This is a genomic window from Streptomyces sp. CLCI03, from assembly GCF_053615355.1.
The window spans coordinates 1,173,839-1,194,517 of the sequence record NZ_CM132132.1; the positions used below are offsets into that span (position 1 = coordinate 1,173,839).

The 20,679-nt window shown below is 74.4% G+C and carries 15 protein-coding genes; 4 read left to right on the forward strand and 11 right to left on the reverse strand.

The genetic code is table 11. The features are described 5' to 3' along the window. Positions 1 to 9: 9 nt before the first annotated feature. The 3 genes from ACWG52_RS05420 (at position 10) to ACWG52_RS05430 (ending at position 2,047) form a co-directional block, all read left to right on the forward strand. Entirely contained in the window at positions 10 to 210 is a 201-nt protein-coding gene (locus ACWG52_RS05420; RefSeq protein ID WP_030756641.1) for an MbtH family protein, read from the forward strand. Positions 211 to 294: 84 nt separating this feature from the next. Continuing rightward, complete coding sequence (locus tag ACWG52_RS05425) at positions 295 to 1,626, forward strand: MFS transporter (protein ID WP_389810260.1); 1,332 nt, start codon at positions 295 to 297, stop codon at positions 1,624 to 1,626. Positions 1,627 to 1,801: 175 nt separating this feature from the next. Next, a complete protein-coding gene (locus ACWG52_RS05430; RefSeq protein WP_389810263.1) occupies positions 1,802 to 2,047 on the forward strand; it encodes a hypothetical protein in 246 nt (81 codons plus the stop codon). A gap of 87 nt (positions 2,048 to 2,134) precedes the next feature. Here ACWG52_RS05430 and ACWG52_RS05435 read toward each other — a convergent pair whose 3' ends face one another. Continuing rightward, positions 2,135 to 2,692: a hypothetical protein gene (locus ACWG52_RS05435; RefSeq protein ID WP_389810266.1), complete on the reverse strand. Its 558-nt coding sequence runs from the start codon at positions 2,690 to 2,692 to the stop codon at positions 2,135 to 2,137. 97 nt (positions 2,693 to 2,789) lie between these two features. After that, the gene (locus ACWG52_RS05440; RefSeq protein ID WP_389810269.1) at positions 2,790 to 3,851 is read right to left on the reverse strand and encodes a LuxR C-terminal-related transcriptional regulator; all 1,062 of its coding nucleotides are present in this window, start codon (positions 3,849 to 3,851) and stop codon (positions 2,790 to 2,792) included. A 245-nt stretch (positions 3,852 to 4,096) separates the two neighbouring features. Here ACWG52_RS05440 and ACWG52_RS05445 point away from each other — a divergent pair, with 245 nt between their 5' ends. Next, positions 4,097 to 4,324 carry a response regulator transcription factor gene (locus ACWG52_RS05445; protein WP_030716619.1) on the forward strand — a complete coding sequence of 76 codons (228 nt, stop codon included), beginning with the start codon at positions 4,097 to 4,099 and terminating at the stop codon, positions 4,322 to 4,324. Here the strand turns inward: ACWG52_RS05445 and ACWG52_RS05450 are convergent. From ACWG52_RS05450 to ACWG52_RS05490, 9 genes are all read right to left on the reverse strand, one after another. Then, complete coding sequence (locus ACWG52_RS05450) at positions 4,318 to 5,631, reverse strand: MFS transporter (protein WP_389810273.1); 1,314 nt, start codon at positions 5,629 to 5,631, stop codon at positions 4,318 to 4,320. The genes ACWG52_RS05445 and ACWG52_RS05450 overlap by 7 nt on opposite strands. Before the next feature lie 47 nt (positions 5,632 to 5,678). Next, entirely contained in the window at positions 5,679 to 7,220 is a 1,542-nt protein-coding gene (locus ACWG52_RS05455) for an amino acid adenylation domain-containing protein (protein ID WP_453127992.1), read from the reverse strand. A 76-nt stretch (positions 7,221 to 7,296) separates the two neighbouring features. Beyond that, positions 7,297 to 10,563, reverse strand: a complete 3,267-nt coding sequence (locus ACWG52_RS05460) for a non-ribosomal peptide synthetase (protein WP_453127994.1) — start codon at positions 10,561 to 10,563, stop codon at positions 7,297 to 7,299. Positions 10,564 to 10,582: 19 nt separating this feature from the next. Further along, a complete protein-coding gene (locus ACWG52_RS05465) occupies positions 10,583 to 13,792 on the reverse strand; it encodes a non-ribosomal peptide synthetase (protein ID WP_453127996.1) in 3,210 nt (1,069 codons plus the stop codon). After that, positions 13,789 to 15,582 carry a condensation domain-containing protein gene (locus ACWG52_RS05470; RefSeq protein WP_390136672.1) on the reverse strand — a complete coding sequence of 598 codons (1,794 nt, stop codon included), beginning with the start codon at positions 15,580 to 15,582 and terminating at the stop codon, positions 13,789 to 13,791. Before ACWG52_RS05470 ends, ACWG52_RS05465 begins: the two co-directional genes overlap by 4 nt. Next, positions 15,575 to 15,799, reverse strand: coding sequence for an MbtH family protein (locus ACWG52_RS05475; RefSeq protein ID WP_266444920.1), 225 nt, complete (start codon positions 15,797 to 15,799; stop codon positions 15,575 to 15,577). Before ACWG52_RS05475 ends, ACWG52_RS05470 begins: the two co-directional genes overlap by 8 nt. A 74-nt stretch (positions 15,800 to 15,873) precedes the next feature. Next, complete coding sequence (locus ACWG52_RS05480) at positions 15,874 to 18,141, reverse strand: pyridoxal-phosphate dependent enzyme (RefSeq protein WP_389810288.1); 2,268 nt, start codon at positions 18,139 to 18,141, stop codon at positions 15,874 to 15,876. Between the two features lie 2 nt (positions 18,142 to 18,143). Then, positions 18,144 to 19,139, reverse strand: coding sequence for a GHMP family kinase ATP-binding protein (locus tag ACWG52_RS05485; RefSeq protein WP_453127999.1), 996 nt, complete (start codon positions 19,137 to 19,139; stop codon positions 18,144 to 18,146). After that, positions 19,105 to 20,676, reverse strand: coding sequence for an argininosuccinate lyase (locus tag ACWG52_RS05490; RefSeq protein WP_389810294.1), 1,572 nt, complete (start codon positions 20,674 to 20,676; stop codon positions 19,105 to 19,107). Before ACWG52_RS05490 ends, ACWG52_RS05485 begins: the two co-directional genes overlap by 35 nt. Between the last annotated feature and the right edge of the window lie 3 nt (positions 20,677 to 20,679).

A 20,679-nucleotide genomic window follows, 5' to 3' on the forward strand; every position in this document is an offset into this window, starting at 1 on the left:
GAGAACACCGTGAACGACGCGTCCCCGCAGCAGTACCTGGTCGTGGCCAACGACGAGGAGCAGTACTCCCTCTGGGAGGCCGGCCGGCCCGTCCCGCTCGGCTGGCACGACCAGGACGTCCGCGGAACCAAGGAGGAGTGCCTCGCGCACATCGAGCGGGTGTGGACGGACATGCGCCCGCTCAGCCTCCGCGTGAGCATGGCCGGCTGACCCGACGATCACCGGGCACCACGCCGCCCGGCAGACCCCACCGCGGGCTGCCGGGCGGCGCGGCGGTGCCGGAAGGAACCCCGTATGACCAGCTCGTATCCCGGCGGCTCCGCGTCATCGCGCCGCCGCAGCCCGCTGGCCGCCCTGGTGGCGGCCTCCGGGATCTCCTCGCTCGGCATGGCGGCGACCCTGGTCGCCGTGCCCTGGTTCGTCCTGCACAGCACCGGCAGCGGCACCCGGACGGGGCTCGTCGCCACCGCGGAGGTGTTGGGCCTGCTGTGTTCCGCCGTGCTGGCGGGTCCGGTGGTCGACCGACTGCCCGTCCGCGCGACCGGCATCGGCGCGGACCTGCTGACGGCCGCGGCGATCAGCCTGATCCCGCTCCTGCACGCCTGGGGAGCCCTGCCGCTGCCCGTCCTGATCGTCCTGGTCTTCCTGGTGGGGGCCGCCCGCGGGCCGTCCGACACCGCCAAGCAGCTGCTCCTGCCCGGCGCGATGGAACGCGCGGGCGTCACGGCGGAGCGGGCCACCGGAGCGGTCGAGGGAGCCCGCCGCATCGGCATGATGGCGGGTGCGCCGCTGGCCGGTCTGCTCATCGCGACCGTCGGCCCCGTGCGCACCCTGTACGCGGACATGGCGGCGATGGCGGCGTGCGCCCTCCTCGTGGCGACCCTGGTGCCGGCGGTGACCCGCCCGCGCCCGTCCGACGGCGGGCAGTCGCACGGTTCGTACGCCCAGGAACTGCGCTTCGGGCTGGGTCAGTTGCGCAGGGATCGACTCCTGGGCGCGATGGTGGGGGTGCTGATGCTGACCAACGCCCTGGACGGGGCGTTGAACGGGGTGCTCTACCCGGCGTACGGGGCCCAGGTGCTCCGCAACAGCGCCCTGTTCGGGGCGATGGTGACGGCCATGGGGGCCGGTGCGCTGCTCGGGGCGGCCCTCTACGGCTGGGCGGGGCACCGGATGCCGCGGCGCGCGGTCTTCGTCGGGGCCTTCGTCCTGGTCGGGGCGGTGCGGTGTGCCGCGCTGGCCGCCGAGCCCCGGGTGCCGGTGCTGTTGGCGGTGCTGGCCCTGTCCGGCATCGGGTCGGGGATCGTCGGCCCGCTGATGATGTCGGTCGCCTACGAGCGGGTGCCCGAGGCGGTACGGGGGCGGGTGTTCGGCCTGCTGGTCGCCGCGGCGCTGGCGGCGACGCCGCTGGGCATGCTGGGTGCGGGGCTGGCCCTGGACGCGGCGGGGTTGGTGCCGGCGCTGCTGGGTACGGGGGCCCTGTACCTCGCGGTCACCCTGGCCCCGCTGGTCTTCCCGGTGTGGCGGGAGTTGGACACCCGGGGCCCGGCGCGGCCCGCGACGACACCGGTCGGACGTGAGTACGACTCTCCGGTCGCCGCAGGAGCGGGAATCCTGTCCGAATAAGTGAGATTCGCTGTGATTTGCGACCCCTCACCATCGCGCCAGGCAGCTTGATGAACAGTCTGATCGATCACCGAAGCACCCTGTGCACGGCAAGGTTGGTCCTGCACCGACCGGCGCGGACGGCCCACGAAGCGGACCGCGGCGGGACCAGACCGCTCGTACTCCTGGGGATCCCATGCTCAAGCGTTACGCCATCGCCCTGTCCGTGACCGCCGCCGCGCTGCTGTCCGCCGCCGGCGCCGCTCAGGCCGCCGACGGCGACACGGCCGCGACCACCGTGACGACCACCACCACCGGGGGCGAGGCCACCACCACCCAGACGCCGCGTCAGATCGTGACGCCCAGCGGCCAGGTGGTGACGGTCGGCACCACGACGAACGGCCGACTGCGCGACATCAACGACAGCTCCTGGGGCGGCTGATCACACCGGCCCGTGAGGGCCGGACGAAAAAAGGGGGAGGGAGGATCGCGGCGCGATCCTCCCTCCCCCTTTTCGCGCACCGGGCCGTCAGTCACCCGCACCGCTCAGGGAGATGACGGCGTACCGCGCCTGCGGCGCGCCGACACACCTGCGCGCCCATCGGGCCGGTACGTACAGCACCTCGCCGGGCAGCAGCCGGCACTGGAAGGACGCCGGCCGACCGCCCTCGCCGGTCCCGGTCAGTTGCCAGGTCACGGCGCCGGCGATCTGGTGGATCAGCAGGTGCTCCCGGTCCCCGGGACGCCCGGTCCAGACCGCGTCCACGCCGACGCCCGGCGCGGCCCCGGCCGTCTCCACACGGTCCAGCCGGACGGACAGCCCGGTCAGGGACGCCAGTTCGGCGGTGAACCGGTCCACCTGGGCCGGGCACACGGCATCACCCGCCGGGCCCGCCGCGGATCCGTCGGCGCCGTAGGCACCGACGTCCCCATCGTCGTCACCGGCGTCGGCGGGATCGCCGAACGCCGGGTTGTCGTACTCGGGCCACAGCACACCCGGCGCCCGGTCCAGGTGGACCGAGAGGAACAGGGCGATCTCCCGCAGGTGCGGGGCCTCCCGTTCCCAGGCTTCCTCCGGCATGTCCATCACGTGCCCCTCTTGTTCGGCGGCTCCACAGCTCCCATCCCAGCAGCATGCGACACGCCCGCCGACCGCGACAGACACGAGAACACGTGACACCAGGTCAGGAAGGCTGTACGGGCGAGCCGGCCGACCCCTCCGATGCGTCCGACCCCTCCGACCCGTCCTCCAGGTCGAGCAGCCCGCGCGCGGCGGCGGCCACACCGGCCTGGAAGCGGCTGCCCGCACCCAGCTCCTGCATGATGTCGGCGATGTGACGCCGGGCGGTGCGCAGCGACATGCCCAGGCGTCGGGCGATGGCCTCGTCCTTCAGCCCTGCCGCGAGCAGCCGGATGATCGTCTCGTGGATCTCGCGGGCGACCTCCTCAAGTCCCTGACCCGCGGCGGCCGAGAACGGTGAGGCCAGGTCCCAGGTCTGGTCGAAGATGTTGCACAGGTACGCGACGGTCGACGGCTCGCGGATCACCACGGCACCCCAACTGCCGTCGGAGACCGGTATGAAGGCCAGTTCCCGGTCGAAGGCGATGAGCCGGCCGAACAGTTCGTGCGCGGTGCGGTACTGCGCCCCCAGTACGGAGGTGGCCGCGACGTAGGCCTGGCTCGGCCCGTTGAAGCGGGCCGTGTGGTGGTAGAGGGTCCGGATCGAGATCCCCCGCTGGAGCATCGTCTCGTCCCGCCGCAGCGCCTCCTGCATCGCCTCCGGCACCCGGCTGCCGCCCCCCGGCTGCGAACTGAGCATTTCCGTGGTGCAGTTGAGGGAGGCCCGGTTGAGTGCCCCGCGCACGTCCTCCAGGCTCTCCAGGACCTCCAGCGACTCCCCCGTGGAGCGGCGGCCCAGATAGTGGGGCAGGAAGCGTCCCAGGTCCTCGCGGATCCCGCTGATCGCCCGCTGCTGCTCGCGGATCTGCGCCTCCAGGGGCGCCACGAGCTGCTCGGCGGCGGTGTCCGGGGCCACCGCGAAGGCGACCGTCGGGTCGATCGGGCTCACGTGCAGCAGACGGGAGGCCCGCAGGCGTGCCACGCTCCCCCGGACCTCGTCCGCGTCCCGCCCCGTTCCGGCGGCCACCGCGTCCACGTCCACCGTGCGGTGTTCGAGCACCCAGCCGTAGACATCGATGTCAAGATCGGCATTGTTCGGATCCGGCACCACGTCAGATGTTTGCATTGCCCCACTTTGCCTTTTTCGCCCCTGGTCGCTTTACTGCCAGGCACTTTGGTGAGGTGCCCGCCCCCTGGCGCCAGGATAAGCAGGACGAAAGGCTGGGCCCCACGAACAGCAGCGGGTGTCCGGCCACTTCAGGCCCCGGACGTCCGAAACGGTGCGATCACACCCAAAGTGATCGCACCGTCACCGGGGGTGCCGAGCCCCGCCGCTCCCCTTCACCTTCGATCCGGAATCCGGAGCCCCACATGCTGCACACCACGCTCACCGCCCGCGCACCGGAGCTGCCCGCACTGACCCCCCGCGAGCAGGAGGTGCTCGCCTACCTCGCGCAGGGGGACACCTACCGGATGATCGCGTGCCGGATGGGGCTGAGCCCGCACACGGTCGACACCTACCTGCGCCGGCTGCGCAGCAAGACCGGCGCGGTGAACCGGACCCAGCTCACCCACATCGCCTTCCGGATGGGCTACTGAGCCGACCGCGCGGGCGAGGCGCCGGACTCGGCCCCGGCCACCGGGGCGTCGTCCTCGAACGTGCGCATCCGCCGCAGCGGGGAACAGAGCAGGACCAGCGGGGCCGCCGACAGGGCTGCGGCGCACGCCCACAGCGCGTCCCGCACACCCAGGAGTTCACCGAGGAGTCCCGCGAGCAGGCCGCTCAGCGGCAGCACGCCCCACACCAGGAAGCGCATGGTGGCGGTCATCCGGCCGAGCAGGTGCGGCGGGCAGACCGTCTGCCGGTAGGTGACCTGGCAGATGTTGTACAGGGTGACCCCGGCCGACTGGACGAGCGATCCGAGCACGAACAGGCCGATCCGCCAGTCCTTGTCGGCCAGCGGGAGCAGCAGCCCGAAGGGCATGGTCACCAGCAGGGACAGCCACGTGAGCCGGGCCGCGCCGACGGCCCGGGTCACCCGGTCCGCGACGGTGGCCGCCAGCACCGACCCGATCGTGGCCGTCGTCAGCACCCAGCCGAGGGCCGCGGGCGGCAGCCCGACGGTCCGGGTCAGGAAGAGCACCTCGATGGCCATCACCGCGCTGAGGAACAGGTTCACGGCAGCCGTGTTCAGGGCGATCAGCCGCAGGATCCGGTGGCTCAGGACATAGCTCAAGCCCTCGCGGATGTCGCGCAGCAGGTGCCGGCGCGGGGCCGGTTCCGGCTTCTCCTCGCGGGCCCCGATCCGCCCCAGCAGGACCACGGAGACCAGTGAGGTGACGGCCTGGCCGGCCAGCGTCCCGGCCGCGCCCAGCAGTTGCACCAGGAAGCCGGCGATGCCGGGGCCGGCGAACTCGGCCCCGGAACGCACCGTCTCCAGCTTCGAGTTGCCCGCGATCAGGGTGTCCTTGCCGATGAGGGTCGGCAGGTAGCTCTGATCGGCGACGTCACCGAACAACCGGGCGCAGCCCAGCAGCAGGGCGACCGCGTACAGCAGCGGCATCGAGTGCAGGTCCAGCAGGTAGGCCACCGGCAGCGCCGTCAGCAGGACGGCGCGCGCCAGGTCGGCGGCCATCATCACGCGACGCTTGCGCATCCGGTCCACCCAGGCGCCGGCGGGCAGACCCAACAGCAGGAACGCCGCGTGTTCCGCGGCGGACAGCAGGCCCGCCTGCATCGCCGAGGCGTCGAGGGTGAGCACCGCCATCAGCGGCAGGGCCACGTACGTGATGCTGCCGCCCAGCTCGTTGCAGATGTGCGAGGACATGAAGAGACGGAAGTCCCTGCGCTGCCGGCGCTCCACGGCCTGACCGGTCTCGGTGGACTCGTCGGTGGTGACGGACACGGGTGCGTTCCTTGTCTGGTCGCGGACGGGGTCCACGGGGTGCGGGTTCATCGGGGGGCGGGCGCGGGGAGCGCCTTGGGGTCGAGCTTGCCGCCCGGGGTGCGGGGCAGCCGCTCCATCAGTGTCACCACGGCCGGTACGAGGTACCCGGGCATCTTGGCCAGAAGGTGACGCCGCAGTTCGTCGGGGGTGAGGGGGCTGCCGACCGTGACGGCGGCCCAGGCGGCGAGTTGTGGTCCGTCGGCCGCCGCGACGGCGCGCACGACCACGTCGACGACATCGGGGTGGGCGGCCACGGCCGCCTCCACCTCCTTGAGTTCGACGCGGTGGCCGCGGATCTTGACCTGGTCGTCGGCGCGCCCTAGGAAGACGAGCGGGCCGCTGTCGGGGGTGCGGGTGACGCGGTCGCCCGTGCGGTACATGCGCTCGCCCGGGGCGTCGGCGAAGGGGTCGGCGACGAACCGTTCGGAGGTCAGGCCCGGCCGGCCGTGGTAGCCGCGCGCCAGGCAGGAGCCCGCCAGGTACAGCTCGCCCGCGGTGCCGGGGGGTACCTCGCGCAGCTCCTCGTCGAGGACGTACGCCCGTACGCCGGCCAGGGGTTCGCCGAGCGGGATCAGCTCGGCGCCCGTGAACCCGGCCGGTTCCGCCGGTCCCGGCTCGTAGGAGGTGGCGGTGATGGTGGACTCGGTGAGGCCGTAGCAGCTGATCACCGGAGGATGGCCGGCCGTCGTCCAGCGCGTCAGGTCCGCGGTGCGGCCCGCGTCGCTGCCGATCACCACGCGGCGCAGTGCGGACGGCAGCGGCCGGGGGGCGCGCTCCACGTCCTTGGCCCACTGCGACCAGTACGGGGTGGGGAGGTTGACGACGCTGATCCGCTCCTCCTCCAGGAACGGCTCCAGTTCGGCGGGCGAGAGGACGTTGTCCTGGACGAAGACGGCGGCCCCGCCCGTGCACCAGGTGGGCAGGGCCTCCTCCAGGCTGACGTCGAAGGCGGGGGCCGCGAACTGCAGGACCCGGTCCCGCTCGGTCAGTTCGTAGCGTTCGGCCAGGGTGGCGACCTGGGCGGCGAGTCCGGGGTGGGCGACCGCCACGGGCTTGGGCAGGCCGGTGGATCCGGAGGTGAAGAGCACGTAGGCGAGGGACCCGGGTGCGATGTCGACGGGCCGGAACGCCGAGGTGGGGGCCGCGGTCGTGGTGGACGCCCAGAACAGCTCGCTCCCGAGGCGGCGTTGCAGCATCGCGGCGGCGTAGGTGTCCTGGGTGACCGCGTGTCGGGTGCCGGCTTCCCGCAGCAGGGTACGCAGCCGCTCGTCGGGGGCGTCGAGGTCCACCAGGAGGGGGGCCGCGCCGGCGTACCAGATGCCGAGCAGCCCCACCGCCCAGTGGACGCCCCGGCGCACCCCCAGGAGCACGGTGTCCTCCGGCCCGGCGCCCGCCTCGCGCAGCTCCTCGGCCACCGCGCGAGCCCGCCGGTCGAACTGGCGGTACGTCAGCTCCCCTTCGGGGGCGCGGACCGCGGTGGCCTCGGGTGTGAGCTCGGCCCGGTGCGCGATGCGCAGGGGCACGGGGGTGGTCTCGGTCGGACTCATGGTGGTGGTGTCTCCTGGGGTGCGGTCGGGGCTCTTCGCGGCGCGGTCGGGCGTGATCGGGCCTGGTCAGGCGTGATCAGGCCTGGTCGCGGGAGCGGGGGCGCAGCGCCGGGCGGGCGGGGGCGCCGGCGGCCTCGGTGAGGCGGGCGGCGATGCCCGCGGGGGTGGGCGTCTCGAAGAGGTCGCGGATGTTCAGCCGTACGCCGAGTTCGGCGCCGATGCGGCCGGCCAGGCGGGTGGCGAGGAGCGAGTGGCCGCCGTGGGCGAAGAAGTCGTCGTCCATGCCGGCGTCCTGGAGGCCGAGGACGGAGGCGAAGATCTCGCAGACCGTCTTCTCGGCGGGCGTGACCGGCAGCCGTCCGGCCGGGCGGTGCACGGTGGCCGGGTCGGGGAGCGCCTTGCGGTCGAGCTTGCCGTTGACGGTGAGCGGGAACCGCGGCAGGTGCAGGAACAGCGACGGGACCATGTAGTTGGGGAGGGTGCGGCCCAACTCCGTGCGGACCTCCTCGGCGCCGGGCGTCCCGGTGAAGTAGCAGATGAGGCGCTGCTGTCCGGCGTGGTCCCGGTCGACGGCGACGACGGCCTCACCGACGCCGGGCACGGCGCGCAGCGCGGTCTCCACCTCGCCGAGTTCGATGCGGTTGCCGCGGACCTTGACCTGGTGGTCCTGGCGGCCGAGGAAGTCGAGCTGGCCGTCGGCCCGCATCCGGGCGAGGTCGCCGGTGCGGTACATCCGGCTGCCGGGGACGGCGGAGAACGGGTCGGGGACGTAGCGCTCGCTGGAGCGGCGCGGGTCGCGCAGGTAGCCGGGGCCCACGCCGGTGCCGCCGATGAAGAGTTCGCCGGGCACGCCGGGCGGTACGGGGGCGAGCGCGGCGTCCAGCAGGTAGAGGGTGTTGTTGCGCAGCGGGCGTCCGACGGGCAGTCGGCCGTGTTCCAGCTGGGCGTTCACGTCGGGGCCGATGAAGGCGTGGGTGTTGTCGTCGGAGCACTCGGTGAGGCCGTAGGCGTTGACGATCGCGGCCTGCGGGTGGCGGGCGTACCAGCGGGTGCACAGTTCGGGCGGCAGGACCTCGCCGTTGACGATGAACCAGCGCAGCTCGGGCAGGGCCGGCGGGAGCACGCCCGTGTCCCAGAGGTCGACGGCCGCGCGGACGAAGGAGGGCACGGTCTCCAGGACGGTGATCCCCCGGCGGGCGGCGTCGTCGAAGAGGGCGGCCGGGTCGCGGGCGGTGTCGCGGGTGACCAGGTGGACCTGTCCGCCGGTGATCAGCGGGGCGAGCATCTGCCACACGGAGATGTCGAAGGTGAGCGGGGCGTTCATCACCACGCGGTCGCCGTCGCCGAGGCCGAGGTCCTCGACCTTGGACAGCAGGTGGTTGTTCATGCCCCGGCGGTGGACCATGGCGCCCTTGGGCTTGCCGGTGGAGCCCGAGGTGAAGCAGACGTAGGCGAGGGCGTCGGGTGCGCCGGACGGCGCGGGGCGCTCGCCCGGGGCCGCGGCGGCCGCGTCGTCGATCACGAGGACGGGCAGGCCGCCGGGGACGGCGGCGGCGATCTCCTCGGCGCGGGCGCGCTGTTCGGGGGCGGCCAGCAGCCGAGCGATCCCGCCGTTCGCCAGGAGGTCGGCGGTACGGGTGACGGGGCCCTCGGGGTCCAGGGGGACGTAGGCCGCGCCGGAGCCCAGGATGCCGAGCATCGCGACGGGGACGCGGGTGGTGGGCTCGCTCAGCACCGCGACCAGGTCGCCGGGGCGTACGCCGTCGGCGAGCAGGGCCAGGGAGAGGGCGTCGGCGCGGGCCATGAGGTCCGCGTAGCTCGACGTACGGCCGGTGTCGTCGGTGGTGGCGACGGCGTCGGGGCGGCGCTCGGCCTGCTGTCGTACGCGCTCGACGACCTCCGCGTAGTCCTCGTCGCGGGCGGTGTCGTTCCATTCGACCAGGACGCGGTGGCGTTCGGCCGGGGAGAGCAGGTCCACGGTGCCCACCGGGCACGCGGGGTCGTCGGCGACGGCTTCCAGGAGTCGGGTGAGGCGTTCCAGCAGGGCCTGGGCGGTGTCGCGGTCGAAGACGTCGGGCCGGTGGTCGATCTGCAGCCGCAGCCGGTCGCCGGGGATGGCGGTCAGGCAGAGCGGGTAGTGGGCGGCGTCGTACGGGTCCACGCCGGTGACCTGGAGCCCGCCCGCGCCGAGGGCGGCGAGGCCGGCCGCGTCGACCGGATAGTTCTGGAAGGCGACGCAGGAGTCGAAGAGTTCACCGGCGCCCGCGAGTCGCTGGATCTCGACCAGACCGAGGTGGTGGTGGTCGATCAGGCGCGCCTGCTCGTCCTGGAGCCGCTCGAACAGCGCGACGAGGGACTCCGTCGGGTCGATGCGGACCCGGACCGGCACGGTGTTGATGCACAGGCCCACGATGTCGGCGACGCCGGGCAGTTCGGGGTCGCGACCGCTGACGATGGCGCCGAAGACCACGTCCTCGGAGCGGATCTGCCGGCCGAGCAGGAGGGCCCACGCGCCCTGGAGCAGGGTTCCGGAGGTGATCCGGTGGGCGCGGGCGAGGGCGCCGAGCCGTTCGGTCAGTGCCTCCGGGAGGTACGTCTCCACGCGGTCGGGCAGGACCGAGCCGGGCGGCGGGGACACCGGCGCGGTGCGGGTTCCGCCCGGCAGGCCGTCCAGCGCGCGGGTCCAGGCGTCCTGCGCGGCGACCGTGTCGCGGCTGCGGAGCCGGCTCAGGAAGGCGGAGTAGGGGGTGACGGGGCCCAGCGGGGCGTCGTCGGCGTGGTGCAGGGCGAGGAGTTCGCGGACCAGGACCGGCCAGGACCAGCCGTCCATCACGATGTGGTGGTAGGTCAGCAGCAGCCGGTGGGAGAGGGGGCCGGTGCGGACGAGGGTGAAGCGCAGCAGGGGCGGCCGGGCGAGGTCGAAGCGGGTGGCGCGGTCCTCGGCGAGGAGGGTGTCGACGGCCGCGGTGCGCTCGCTCTCGCCGAGCCCGGAGAGGTCCACCTCCTGCCAGGGGGCCCTTACGCCGCGCTGGACGACCTGGGCGGGCTCGCCCGTGGCGCGGCGCAGGAAGCCGGCGCGGAGGTTGGCGTGCCGTTCCAGGACGGTGTCGGCGGCGGCGCGCAGCCGGTCCGCGTCGAGGGGGCCGTCGAGGTCGAGGAGCAACTGGGCGACGTAGACGTCGTGTTCTTCCTCGTCGAAGAGGGCGTGGAAGAGGATGCCGTCCTGGAGCGGGGAGAGCGGCAGGACGTCCTCGACCAGGGAGCGGGCGGCCGGGGCGGCGGCAGGGGTGGCGGCGGAAGTGCCGGGGGTGGAAGGGGCGGGGGTGGACGGCGGGTGGTTCACGGTGGTGTTCCTTCGGTGGTCAGGCGGTCTGGGTGCGGCGGGCCCGGCGGACGATCGGCGGGTCCTCGGCGCCGGCGTCGGCGGCCGCGGCGGCGGTCAGGGCGGCGGCCAGTTCGGCGACGGTGGGGCCGGTGAAGAACTGGCGGATGCCGACGGCGCCGCCGAAGCGGTCCCGGACCTCGGCGAGCAGCTGCGTGGCGAGCAGGGAGTGCCCGCCGAGATCGAAGAAGCTGTCGTGGACGCCGATGTCCGGCACGCCCAGGACCTGCTCCCAGATCGCGCACAGGGCGCGTTCGTCGTCGGTGCGGGGTTCCTGGCGGGCCGTCGCGCCGCCGGCCGTCGCCGGGCCGGGTACGGGCAGGGCCGTCAGGTCGGTCTTGCCGTTGGCGGTCACGGGGAAGGCGTCCAGCAGGGTGAGGGTGGCGGGCACCATGTAGTCGGGCAGCCGGGCGCGCAGGTGCTCGCGCAGCTCCCGCGGATCGGGTGCGGGGGTTCCCTCGGCGGGGACGGCGTAGCCCGCGAGCGCGGGACCGGCGGGGGTGTCCACGACGGTGACGGCGGCCTGCCCCACGGCCGGGTGGCCGGCCAGGACGTGCTCGATCTCGGCGGGTTCGATGCGCAGTCCGCGGATCTTGACCTGCCGGTCGGCGCGGCCGAGGTACTCGACCTGCCCGTCGGCGCTCCAGCGGGCCAGGTCGCCGGTGCGGTACATACGGGTGCCCGGGGGGCCGTACGGGCAGGCGACGAAGCGTTCGGCGGTCAGCGCGGCCCGGCCGAGGTAGCCCTGGGCGAGTCCGGCGCCCGCGATGTACAGCTCGCCGATGACGCCGGGCGCCACGAGGCCGAGCCGCTCGTCCAGGACGTGCAGCTGCGTACCGTCGAGGGGGCGGCCGATGGGGACCTGCCCGTCGGGGGCCTCCTGGCCCGGGCCGACGGCGAAGGTCGCGGCGAAGGTGGTGGTCTCGGTGGGGCCGTAGGCGTTGGTGACGGTGGTGCCGGGGCAGGCCTCGCGGACCCGGCGGACCATGGACGGCGAGGCGGCCTCACCGCCGGTCATCACCTCGTGCAGGGTGCCGAGCGCGGGCAGGCAGCGGTCGGCGAGGACGTTGAAGAGGGTGGCGGTGAGGAAGGTCCCGGTGATTTTCTCCTCGACCATCAGCCGGGCCAGTGCGTCGACGTCGAGTTCGCCGGGCGGCGCGACGACGACGAGGCCGCCGTTCAGGAGCGGCACCCACAGTTCGTAGGTGGAGGCGTCGAAGGCGTGCGGGGAGCGGAAGAGGACCCGCTCGTGCGCGCCGCCGCGCCAGCGCCCGTCGGTCGCGAGGGCGACGACCTCGCGGTGGGCGACGGCCACACCCTTGGGGGTGCCGGTGGAGCCGGAGGTGTACATCAGGTAGGCGAGGGCGTCGGCGTGCCCGCCCGGCACACCCGTCCCGGTCGTCCCGGTCTCCGCGTCGGGCAGCCCGTCCGGACGCAGTACGTGGCGCGGGCCGGCCGGTAGGGGTCCGCCGTCCGGGACGTCGGTGACGAGGACGGCGACCCCGGACGCGGTGAGCACGGCCTCGGTCCGGGCGCGCGGGGCCCGGGCGTCCAGCGGCAGGTAGGCGGCGCCCGCCTTGAGGATGCCCAGGCAGGCGGCGACGAGGTCGGCCGAGCGGTCCATCAGGACGGCCACGGCTTCGCCCGGCCGGACACCGAGGGCGCGCAGCCGGCCGGCGATCCGGTCGGCCCGCGCGTCGAGTTCGCCGTAGGTGGTCTCCCGGCCGGCGCAGCGCACGGCGGGGCGGTCGGGGTGGGCGGCGGCCCGCTCCTCGAAGGCCCCGTGGACGGTGCGGGCGTCGGGGACCACGGGGGCGCCCTGCCAGCGCTCCAGGAGGTCGGCGCGCTCCCCGGGCAGCAGGAGGTCGAGTGCGGAGAGCGGGACCGCGGGGTCGCGGACGACGGCGTCGACGAGGTGGACGAGGCGGTCCAGCAGGCGCCGGGCCGTGGCCTCGTCGAACAGGTCGCTCGCGTACTCCAGGCCGAGGGCCAGGCCGAGGGGTCGCCCGGTGGCCGGGTCGTGGAGCTCCTCGACCTCCAGGGTGAGATCGAACTTGGCGGTGTCGGTGCGTACGGCCTCCATCCGTGCCCGCAGGCCCGCGAAGACGGGGGGCTGCGACTCGGTTCGCTGGGCGGCGACGGCGACCTGGAAGAGCGGGTGCCGGGCGGGCGAGCGGGCCGGGTTGAGGCGTTCGACCAGCGACTCGAAGGGCAGTTCCTGGTGGGCGTACGTCTCCAGGGCGGCGGTGCGCACCCGGCCCAACACCTCGGTGAAGGTGGGGTCGCCGGAGGTGTCGGCGCGCACGATCAGGGTGTTGACGAACAGACCCACGAGGTCGGTGAGGGCTTCGTCCTCCCGGCCGTCGACGGGGCAGCCGAGCGGCAGGTCGGTGCCGGCGCCGAGGCGGGTGAGCAGGACCGCGAAGGCGGCCTGGACGGCCATGAACGGGGTGGCCCGGGCCTCCCGGGCCAGCGCGGCCAGTCCCGCGTGGGCGGCGGCGTCGGTCCGTGCCTCGACCAGTGCGCCCCGGTGGCTGGCCACGGCCGGGCGGGGGCGGTCGGCGGGCAGGGCCAGTTCCTCGGGCAGGCCGTCGAGGACGGCCGCCCAGTGGGTCAGCAGTCGGCCGTGCAGCGAGTCGGGGTCCTGGGCCGGGCCGAGGAGTTCGCGCTGCCACAGCGCGTAGTCCGGGTACTGGACGGGCAGTTCGGGCCATGCGGCCGGCCGACCGGCGCACCGGGCGGTGTAGGCGGCGGCGAGGTCGCGGACGAGGATGTTCACGGAGTGGCCGTCGCCCGCGATGTGGTGCAGGACCAGCAGCAGGTAGTGGTCCTCGGCGCCGTCGGTGAACAGGTCGGCGCGCAGCGGTGGTTCGGCGGCGAGGTCGAAGGGCCGGGACGAGGCCTCCTCGGCCTTCCGGGCGCGTTCGGTGGGCGGGCAGTCGGTGACGGTGAGCACCGGGGCGGCGTCGACGGGGTCCAGGATCCGCTGGTGGGGGCGGCCCGCGTCGTCGGGGAAGACGGTGCGCAGCGCCTCGTGGCGGCCGCTCACGTCCGCGAGCGCGGCCCGCAGGGCCGGGAGGTCGAGGGTGCCGCGCAGCCACAGCCCGACGGGGATGTGGTACAGCGCGCCGTCGGCGCCGTCCCGGGCGTGGAACCACAGCCGCTGCTGGGCGTGGGAGAGAGGGATCACAGCAGGGCTCCGAGCTGGGATTCGAAGGTGTCGAGGTCGGCCTGGCTGACCTGGGCGAGGGATACGTCGGAGGGGGTCAGCCCGCCGGCGTCGGGGCGGGCGGCGTGGGTGACGACGGCGCGCAGCATGGTGAACCACTCGTGTGCGAGGTCGTGGACCCGACTCCCGGGGAAGGCGTTGCCCGCCCAGGTCCAGGTGGCGCTGAGGGTGAGGCCGTCCGGGCCCTCGTGGGCGGCCGCGTTGACCTCCACGGCATGGGCCATCGGAAGGCCTTCGTCGGCGTCGTCGAGGGCGAAGTCGTGCCCGGGCGCGGCGTCCCACGGGGCGTCGCCGCCCATCGGGAACCGGCCGAGGTAGTTGAAGCCGATCTCGGGGATGCCGCGCGCGGCGAGATCCGGCCCGGTACGGGAGTTGAGGTGGCGCAGCAGCCCGAAGCCGATGCCCTTGTCGGGTACGGCGCGCAGTTCCTCCTTGACCAGACGCAGGGCGGCGCCGACCGCGGGTCCGCCCGCGCGGGCCTCGTCGAGGTCCGGGCGGCCGAGGGCGAGGCGGACGGGGAACACGGTCGTGAACCAGCCGACGGTGCGGGACAGGTCGGTGCCGTCGGCCACGTCCTCCCGGCCGTGGCCCTCGACGTCGACGAGGACGGCGCCCTCCTCGTCGCCCGTGTCCTGGCCGTCGGCGTCGCGCCGGCCGAGCACGGCGAGGGCCAGGGCGGTCAGCAGCACGTCGTTGACGGTGCCGTTGACGAGGCCGGGCGCGGTGGTGAGCAGGGGGCCCGTCACGTCCGGCCCGAGGGTCAGCGTGAGGGTGTTCTCGGGGCTCTCGGGGTCGAGGCCGCCGGGCGCGCGGACCCCGGCCAGGGGCTGCGGGGCCTCGCGCAGGGCGGCGGCCCAGCGGTCGGCCTCGGTGGTCCGACGGCCGGAGGTGGCCTCCGCGCGCAGCAGGTCGGCCCAGTGCGCGAACGGGGTCGCCGCCGGTTCCAGGGCGGGCTCGCGACCCTCGGCGAGGGCCGTCCAGCAGCTGCGCAGGTCGTCCTGGAGGATGCGCCAGGAGACTCCGTCGACCACGAGGTGGTGGACGACGAGCGCGAGCCGTCCCTGCTGTCCGGCTCCCCGGTCCAGGAGTACGGCGCGCAGCATGTGGCCCTCGCGGGGCGACAGCAGCCGCCGCGCGGCCCGCATCCGCTCCCGGGTCAGGGCGGGGAGTTCCGCCTCGCCCGTCCCGCGGGCGTCCACCAGTTCCAGCAGGTCCGCCGCGGCGACGGAGCCCGCGGGCGGTACGACGGGCTCGGCGCCGGTGGCCCCGATCCCTTCGGGCAGCCGCAGGCGGAGCATCTCGTGCGTGTCCAGGAGTGCTTGGACGGTGCGTTCGGCGGCGGCCGCCCCGAAGCCGGGCGGGGTGCGCAGCACCAGGGACTGGTTGTACGTGTCGACGGGACCGCCGAGTTCGGCGAGCCAGCCCATGATGGGGGTGGGTGCCAGCGGGCCCAGTCGGCGCGGGGGCACGGCCGGTCCGGCGTCCTCGCCCGCCCGGCTCCGGGCGCGGGCGGTGGCGGCGAGCGCGCTCACGCTCTCGGCGCGGAGCACGTCGCGGGTGCTGACGACCAGGCCGGCCGCGCGGGCCCGGCTGACGACCTGGATCGCCTGGATGCTGTCCCCGCCCAGCCCGGTGAAGCTGTGGCCGGCGTCGACCTCGGCGCGGCCGAGGACCTCGGCGAAGAGCGTGCGCAGGGTCCGTACGGGGTCGGGCTCGGACGGGTGCTCGGTGCGGTGGACGGGCTCAGCCACGGGCCGCGGTCCCGGCGAGGGCGGCCACCAGGGAGGCGGGGCGCATGTCGGTCCAGACCCGCTCGACGTGGTCCAGGCAGGCCTGCCGGCCGTCGGGGCCGTGCACCACGGTCCAGCCGGCCGGGACGGGGTTGGTGGCGGGCCACAGGGAGTGCTGGAGCTCGTCGTTGCGGACCACGACGTAGGAGGCGTTGTCGTTCTCGAAGGGGTTGCTCATGGCGGTTCGCCTTTCGGGTCGGGTGCGGCCGTACGGGTCGTACGGCACGTCGTCGGTGCGAATGTGACGGAAAATCAGGAGTTCGGCGTGGCTTCGATGTCCAGGCGGAGCTGGGCGCGGGCCGCGTCGAGGACGGCGTGCACGCCTTCGGGCTCCCCGTGGCGGGCGATGACGTGCCCGATCCGGTCCGAGGCGCTACGGGGCCTGCGGACGGGGGTGCCGGGGGCGGCGGTGACCAGCACCGACTCGACCCCCTCGACCGCTGCCGCGGCGTCGGCGCCGTGGACGGCGGTCAGGGTGCCGTCGGTGTCGGCGAGGAGGAACTGGATCCCGGCGTGGCCGGCTTCTTCCGCCTTGAGGTGCGGGGGCAGGCCGAGGGCGGCGCGGAGCTGTGCGTCGAGGAGGTCGACGCCGGTGGCGAGCCGGATCAGTTCGGGGATCATGCCGCCGGCCGGGCGGGGGTTGATCTCGATGAGGGCGGGCCCGTCGGCGGTCAGTTTGACCTCGGTGTGGGTGGCGCCCAGCCGGATCCCGGCCGCGTCCAGGGCCGCCGTCACCGTCTCGATCACGAGCTGGGCGGTGCCGGCGGGCAGTGGGGCGGGGAAGAGGTGGCGGTGCTCGACGAAGTGGGGGCCTGCGGTCACGGACTTGGCGGTGATGCCGACGCACACGGCCTGCCCGTCGCCGCCGAACATCTCGACGCTGTACTCCGGCGCGTCCAGGTACTCCTCGACGAGGACGGTGCGGGCGGTGGGCATGCCCCGCACGTTGGTGTCGATCGCGAGGATCTTCCCGATCTGGGCACGGACCGCCGCCTCGTCGGCGCAGAGCAGGACGTTGGTGGAGCCCGAGTCGTCGGCCGGCTTGACCACGCAGGGCAGTCCGGTGCGGGCGACGGCCGCCGCGGCCCCGGCCGGCTCCCGGACCAGGGCGTAGCGGGGCTGGCGGACGCCCGCCGCCCGCAGGCGCTCGCGCAGGGCGGACTTGTCCCGGCAGACGGCCACCGCCTCGGGCGCGTTGCCGGGCAGGCCGAGCCACTGGGCGATCCGGGCGGCGGCCGGTACGTAGAAGTCGCTGGTGGTGGTGACCCCGGCGATCTCCTCGCGGCGGAACCGTTCCTGTACGGCGGCTCGCAGGGCGGCGTCGGAGTTGGTGTCGCAGCGCAGCACCTCGGCGCCGGTCTCCGCGAGGCCCCGGTAGCGGTCGGGGTCGCCGGTCAGCAGGACGGGTACGGTGCCCAGTTCGCGCGCCCGGTCCAGCGCGAGCATGCCGGTGCCGGTGGTGTTGGACTCCACGAACAGCAGGTGCCGGCCGATCCCGGCGGGCGGGCTGTAGGCGAGGGTGGACCAGGTGCGGGCGGTCCCGTCGGGTCCGAGCGGAGCGGGCGCGGTGGCGGTGGGCACCTCGCGCAGCCGGTTCGCGTCCCAGTGGGCGTCGTCGTAGACGGTGTCGGCGTAGCGGTCGCCACGGTCGGGCAGGATGCCGACGATCCGGGTCCCGGGCTCGGCGCGGTCGGCGAGGCCGGTGAGGACCCGGTAGACGGAGCCCGAGGTGTTGCCGCCGAAGATCTGCTGCTCGCGGGCGAGGTCCCAGGTCGCGGCGAAGGCCTCGTGGTCGTTGAGCCAGTGGACCTCGTCGATGAGGGTGCGGTCCAGGTTCTTCGGCAGCAGGCTGTTGCCGAGCCCGCTCTGCAGCCGCTGCGGCACGTCGGGCTGTCCGAAGAGGGCGCTGCCCACGCAGTCGACGCCGACGACGTGCAGGGCGGGCAGTTCCTCGCGCAGCGCCCGTGCGGTGCCGCACAGGGAGCCGCCGCTGCCGACGGCTCCGACGAGGGTGTCGAACCGTCCCAGGTCGGCGAGGAGTTCACCGGCGAGGGTGCGGTAGGCGCCGGGGTTGTCGGGGTTGGTGTACTGCTGCGGCCAGAAGGCGCCGGGCAGTTCCTCCAGCAGCTCCGCGAGCCGCTCCAGGCGGGCGCTCTGCCAGCCGTGGCTGGTCATGGCCTCGACGATGTGCACCCGACAGCCCAGGGCGCGGAGTTTGGCGAGGGTGACGGGGTCGATGCGCGGGTCGGTGACGATGTGCACCTCGTGGCCCAGGGAGCGGCCGACGAGGGCGACGCCGAGGGCCATGGTGCCCGAGGAGCTCTCGATGACGGGCGCGCCCGGCTTCAGGGTGCCCAGCCGCCGGGCCTCCAGCAGGATGTTGCGGGCGACGCGGTCCTTCATCGCGAAGAGGTTCTGCAGTTCCAGCTTGGCGTAGACCTCCACGCCGCGGGCCTCGCCCAGGCGCAGCCGGATCAGCGGGGTCCCGCCGATCGCGTCCGTCACGGTGTCGAACAGCATGCTCAGATCTCCAGCTCGGTGGGGTGGGCGGGCGCGGCCTGCGGGCTCCAGCTGTCGTCGGCGCCGAGGGAGCGGTGTACGGACACCTCTCCGCCGAGGGCGGCGCAGCCGGCCCGGATGTGCTCGGTCTTGCCGGCGAGGGCGGGGTCGTTCGCCTCCAGGAGGACGCCGAGCATGGTGCCGCTGTGGGCGAGGACCAGGCCCAGCCCGTCGACCTCGCGGCACAGGGCGTGCAGTTCCGCGAATCCGGCGCGCCGGCGGCGATGGGCGTTCATCTCGGCGCTGCGGGTGGCGACGGCGCCGACCTCGGCGAGGTCGCCGCGGGCCACGGCGTCGGTGAGCCGGTCCAGCAGGCGGGCGTATTCCTCCCGGTCGGCGGCGTCGATGGCCCGGGCGCCCCGGTTGTGGGCGACGGTGTCGACCTGGCCGCCCTCGTCGTGGGCGACGACGGTGAGCGGGGGCAGCACGCCGAGGCGGCGGCCCAGGCGCACCTCCCGGTGGTGGAAGGCGACGATCTCGTCGTACATCACCCCGTCGGCCGGTTCGATGCCGCGCAGGAAGTCCTCCGTCTCCGCCGGGGTGAAGGCGCGCCCGTGGGCGGACCCGACGGCCCGTACGGTGGCCACCAGGTCGGCGGAGGAACTGGCGAGGCCCTTGCCCTCGGGCAGGTCCCCGGCGACCTCCAGCAGGCCGCCGTCCGCCGTGCCGAGTGCGGCCAGGACCGCCTCGGCGACACGACGGGACTTGGCCTTGTGGGCCGGGCGGACCTGGACGTCGCGGCGGCCGGGCCGGGGGTGGAACACGGCGGTGGCCCAGCGGGCGAGGGGGAAGGTGACCAGGAAGTCTCCCTGCGGGTGGGGCAGGGCGCCCTGGAGCAGTTCGCCGAACGTGCCGAAGGCGCTGCCGGAGCCGGGTCCGACGGGGGCGGCTCCGACGGGAGCGGCGGCCGCGCCGGTGACGGTGTCAGTGGGCGTGCTGTACGCGGGCGCGGGTGCCATCGCCGTCCTCCCCCTGGATCTCGTCGCCGGTCGTGCCGGACAGGAAGCGGTCGCCTTCCTCGGCGCCCGCGCGGATCGCGGCGGCGCGCGACCGCCAGTCGGCGCCGAGCCGTTCGTACGTCTCCCGCTGGGTGCGCAGGACGGCGCGGACGGCGTCGGGGCGGGCCGAGCCGGCGGACACCATGCGCTCCAGGCCCCGGTCGACGTCGAAGGCCTCGGCGAGGAGCCGGGCGGGGTCGCTGAGGGTGATGCCGTGTCCGGCGGCCGCCTCCGCGAGCAGGGCGGGCTCGCCCGGGGCGGGGGCGGCGCCCGCCGTCGCGGCGAGCACGACGTACTTCCCGGCGACGACCTGGGCGGTGCGCCAGGGCACCCCTTCGGTGAGGCAGAGGGCGTTGGCGAGGCTGAAGCCGCCGAGGAACTCGCGCTCGCACACCTGGCGCATCCGGTCGGCGCGGAAGGTCAGCCTGCGCAGCACCTCGGTGAGGAGGCGGACGGTGCCGTGGGCCGAGTCGAAGGCGTTCGACAGGTGGGTGCCGGCCTCCTTGGACACCTCGACGAGGTTGCAGAAGGGGGTGTTGCGCTGGCCCAGGAGCACGTCGAAGTGGAAGGCGGTCAGGTGGGCGGTGCGCCCGCGGATGCGCTCCAGGACCGGGTAGTTCTTCTTCTGCGGCATGGCGGAGGAGATGCCGGACAGTTCGTCGGGCAGTTCGATGAAGCCGTACTCGCTGCCGCCCCAGGTGAGCAGGTCGGTGGCGAAGCGGCTCAGCGCGGTGCCCAGCAGGCTCAGCTCCGCGGTCAGTTCGGCGCTCCAGCGGCGCGAGGCCACCGCGGTCAGGGCATGGGGCTGCGGCCGGGAGAAGCCGAGCAGCCGTGCCATCCGGTCGCGGTCCCAGGGCAGTTCCTGTCCCGCCATGGCGCCGGCGCCCAGCGGGCAGGCGTCGATGCCGTCGTACGCGGTCAACAGCCTGGCGTGGGTGTGCAGCAGGTGCTCGGAGAGCGCGGCGAGGTGGAAGCCGGGGGTGATGATCTGGGCGGCCTGGAAGTGGGTGTACCCCGGCATGGGCAGGTCGCAGGTCTCCAGGGCAGCCCGGTGCACGACCGAACCGAGTTCGAGGAGGGCGTCCGCGAAGCGGGCGAGCTGGTCGCGGCCGTACATCACCTGGGCGCAGGCCTGGAGGTCGTTGCGGCTGCGGTCGGCGTGCCAGCGCACGACCGGGGCGGGCAGGCCCGCCTCGACGTGCCGTTCGAGGGCGAAGGCGATGTCCGACATGTTGGCGCCGGGCTGCGCGCTGAGGGTGTCCGGCCCGACGGCGTCGAGCAGGACGGCGATCCGGTGGGCCTCCTCGGCGGTGATCAGGTCCATGCGGACGTACTCGGCGGCCAGGGTCTTCTCGATGGCGACGTAGTGGCGCAGCAGGTGGCGCGACTCGAACCCGAACTGCGGGGCGAGCACTTCGTCGTGGAGGAGTTCGGCGGGGCCGCCGCGGATCCGACCGCTCAGCTCGGGGGCGGCGGGCCCCGGGGTGTCACTCGTCACGTG

Coding starts and splice junctions, on each gene's coding strand:
- ACWG52_RS05440 (WP_389810269.1), bottom strand. CDS start 3,851: ATGCAAACATCTGACGTGGTGCCGGATCCGAACAATGCCGATCTTGAC.
- ACWG52_RS05425 (WP_389810260.1), top strand. CDS start 295: ATGACCAGCTCGTATCCCGGCGGCTCCGCGTCATCGCGCCGCCGCAGC.
- ACWG52_RS05435 (WP_389810266.1), bottom strand. CDS start 2,692: ATGGACATGCCGGAGGAAGCCTGGGAACGGGAGGCCCCGCACCTGCGG.
- ACWG52_RS05445 (WP_030716619.1), top strand. CDS start 4,097: ATGCTGCACACCACGCTCACCGCCCGCGCACCGGAGCTGCCCGCACTG.
- ACWG52_RS05480 (WP_389810288.1), bottom strand. CDS start 18,141: ATGCTGTTCGACACCGTGACGGACGCGATCGGCGGGACCCCGCTGATC.
- ACWG52_RS05475 (WP_266444920.1), bottom strand. CDS start 15,799: ATGAGCAACCCCTTCGAGAACGACAACGCCTCCTACGTCGTGGTCCGC.
- ACWG52_RS05455 (WP_453127992.1), bottom strand. CDS start 7,220: ATGAGTCCGACCGAGACCACCCCCGTGCCCCTGCGCATCGCGCACCGG.
- ACWG52_RS05430 (WP_389810263.1), top strand. CDS start 1,802: ATGCTCAAGCGTTACGCCATCGCCCTGTCCGTGACCGCCGCCGCGCTG.
- ACWG52_RS05485 (WP_453127999.1), bottom strand. CDS start 19,139: ATGGCACCCGCGCCCGCGTACAGCACGCCCACTGACACCGTCACCGGC.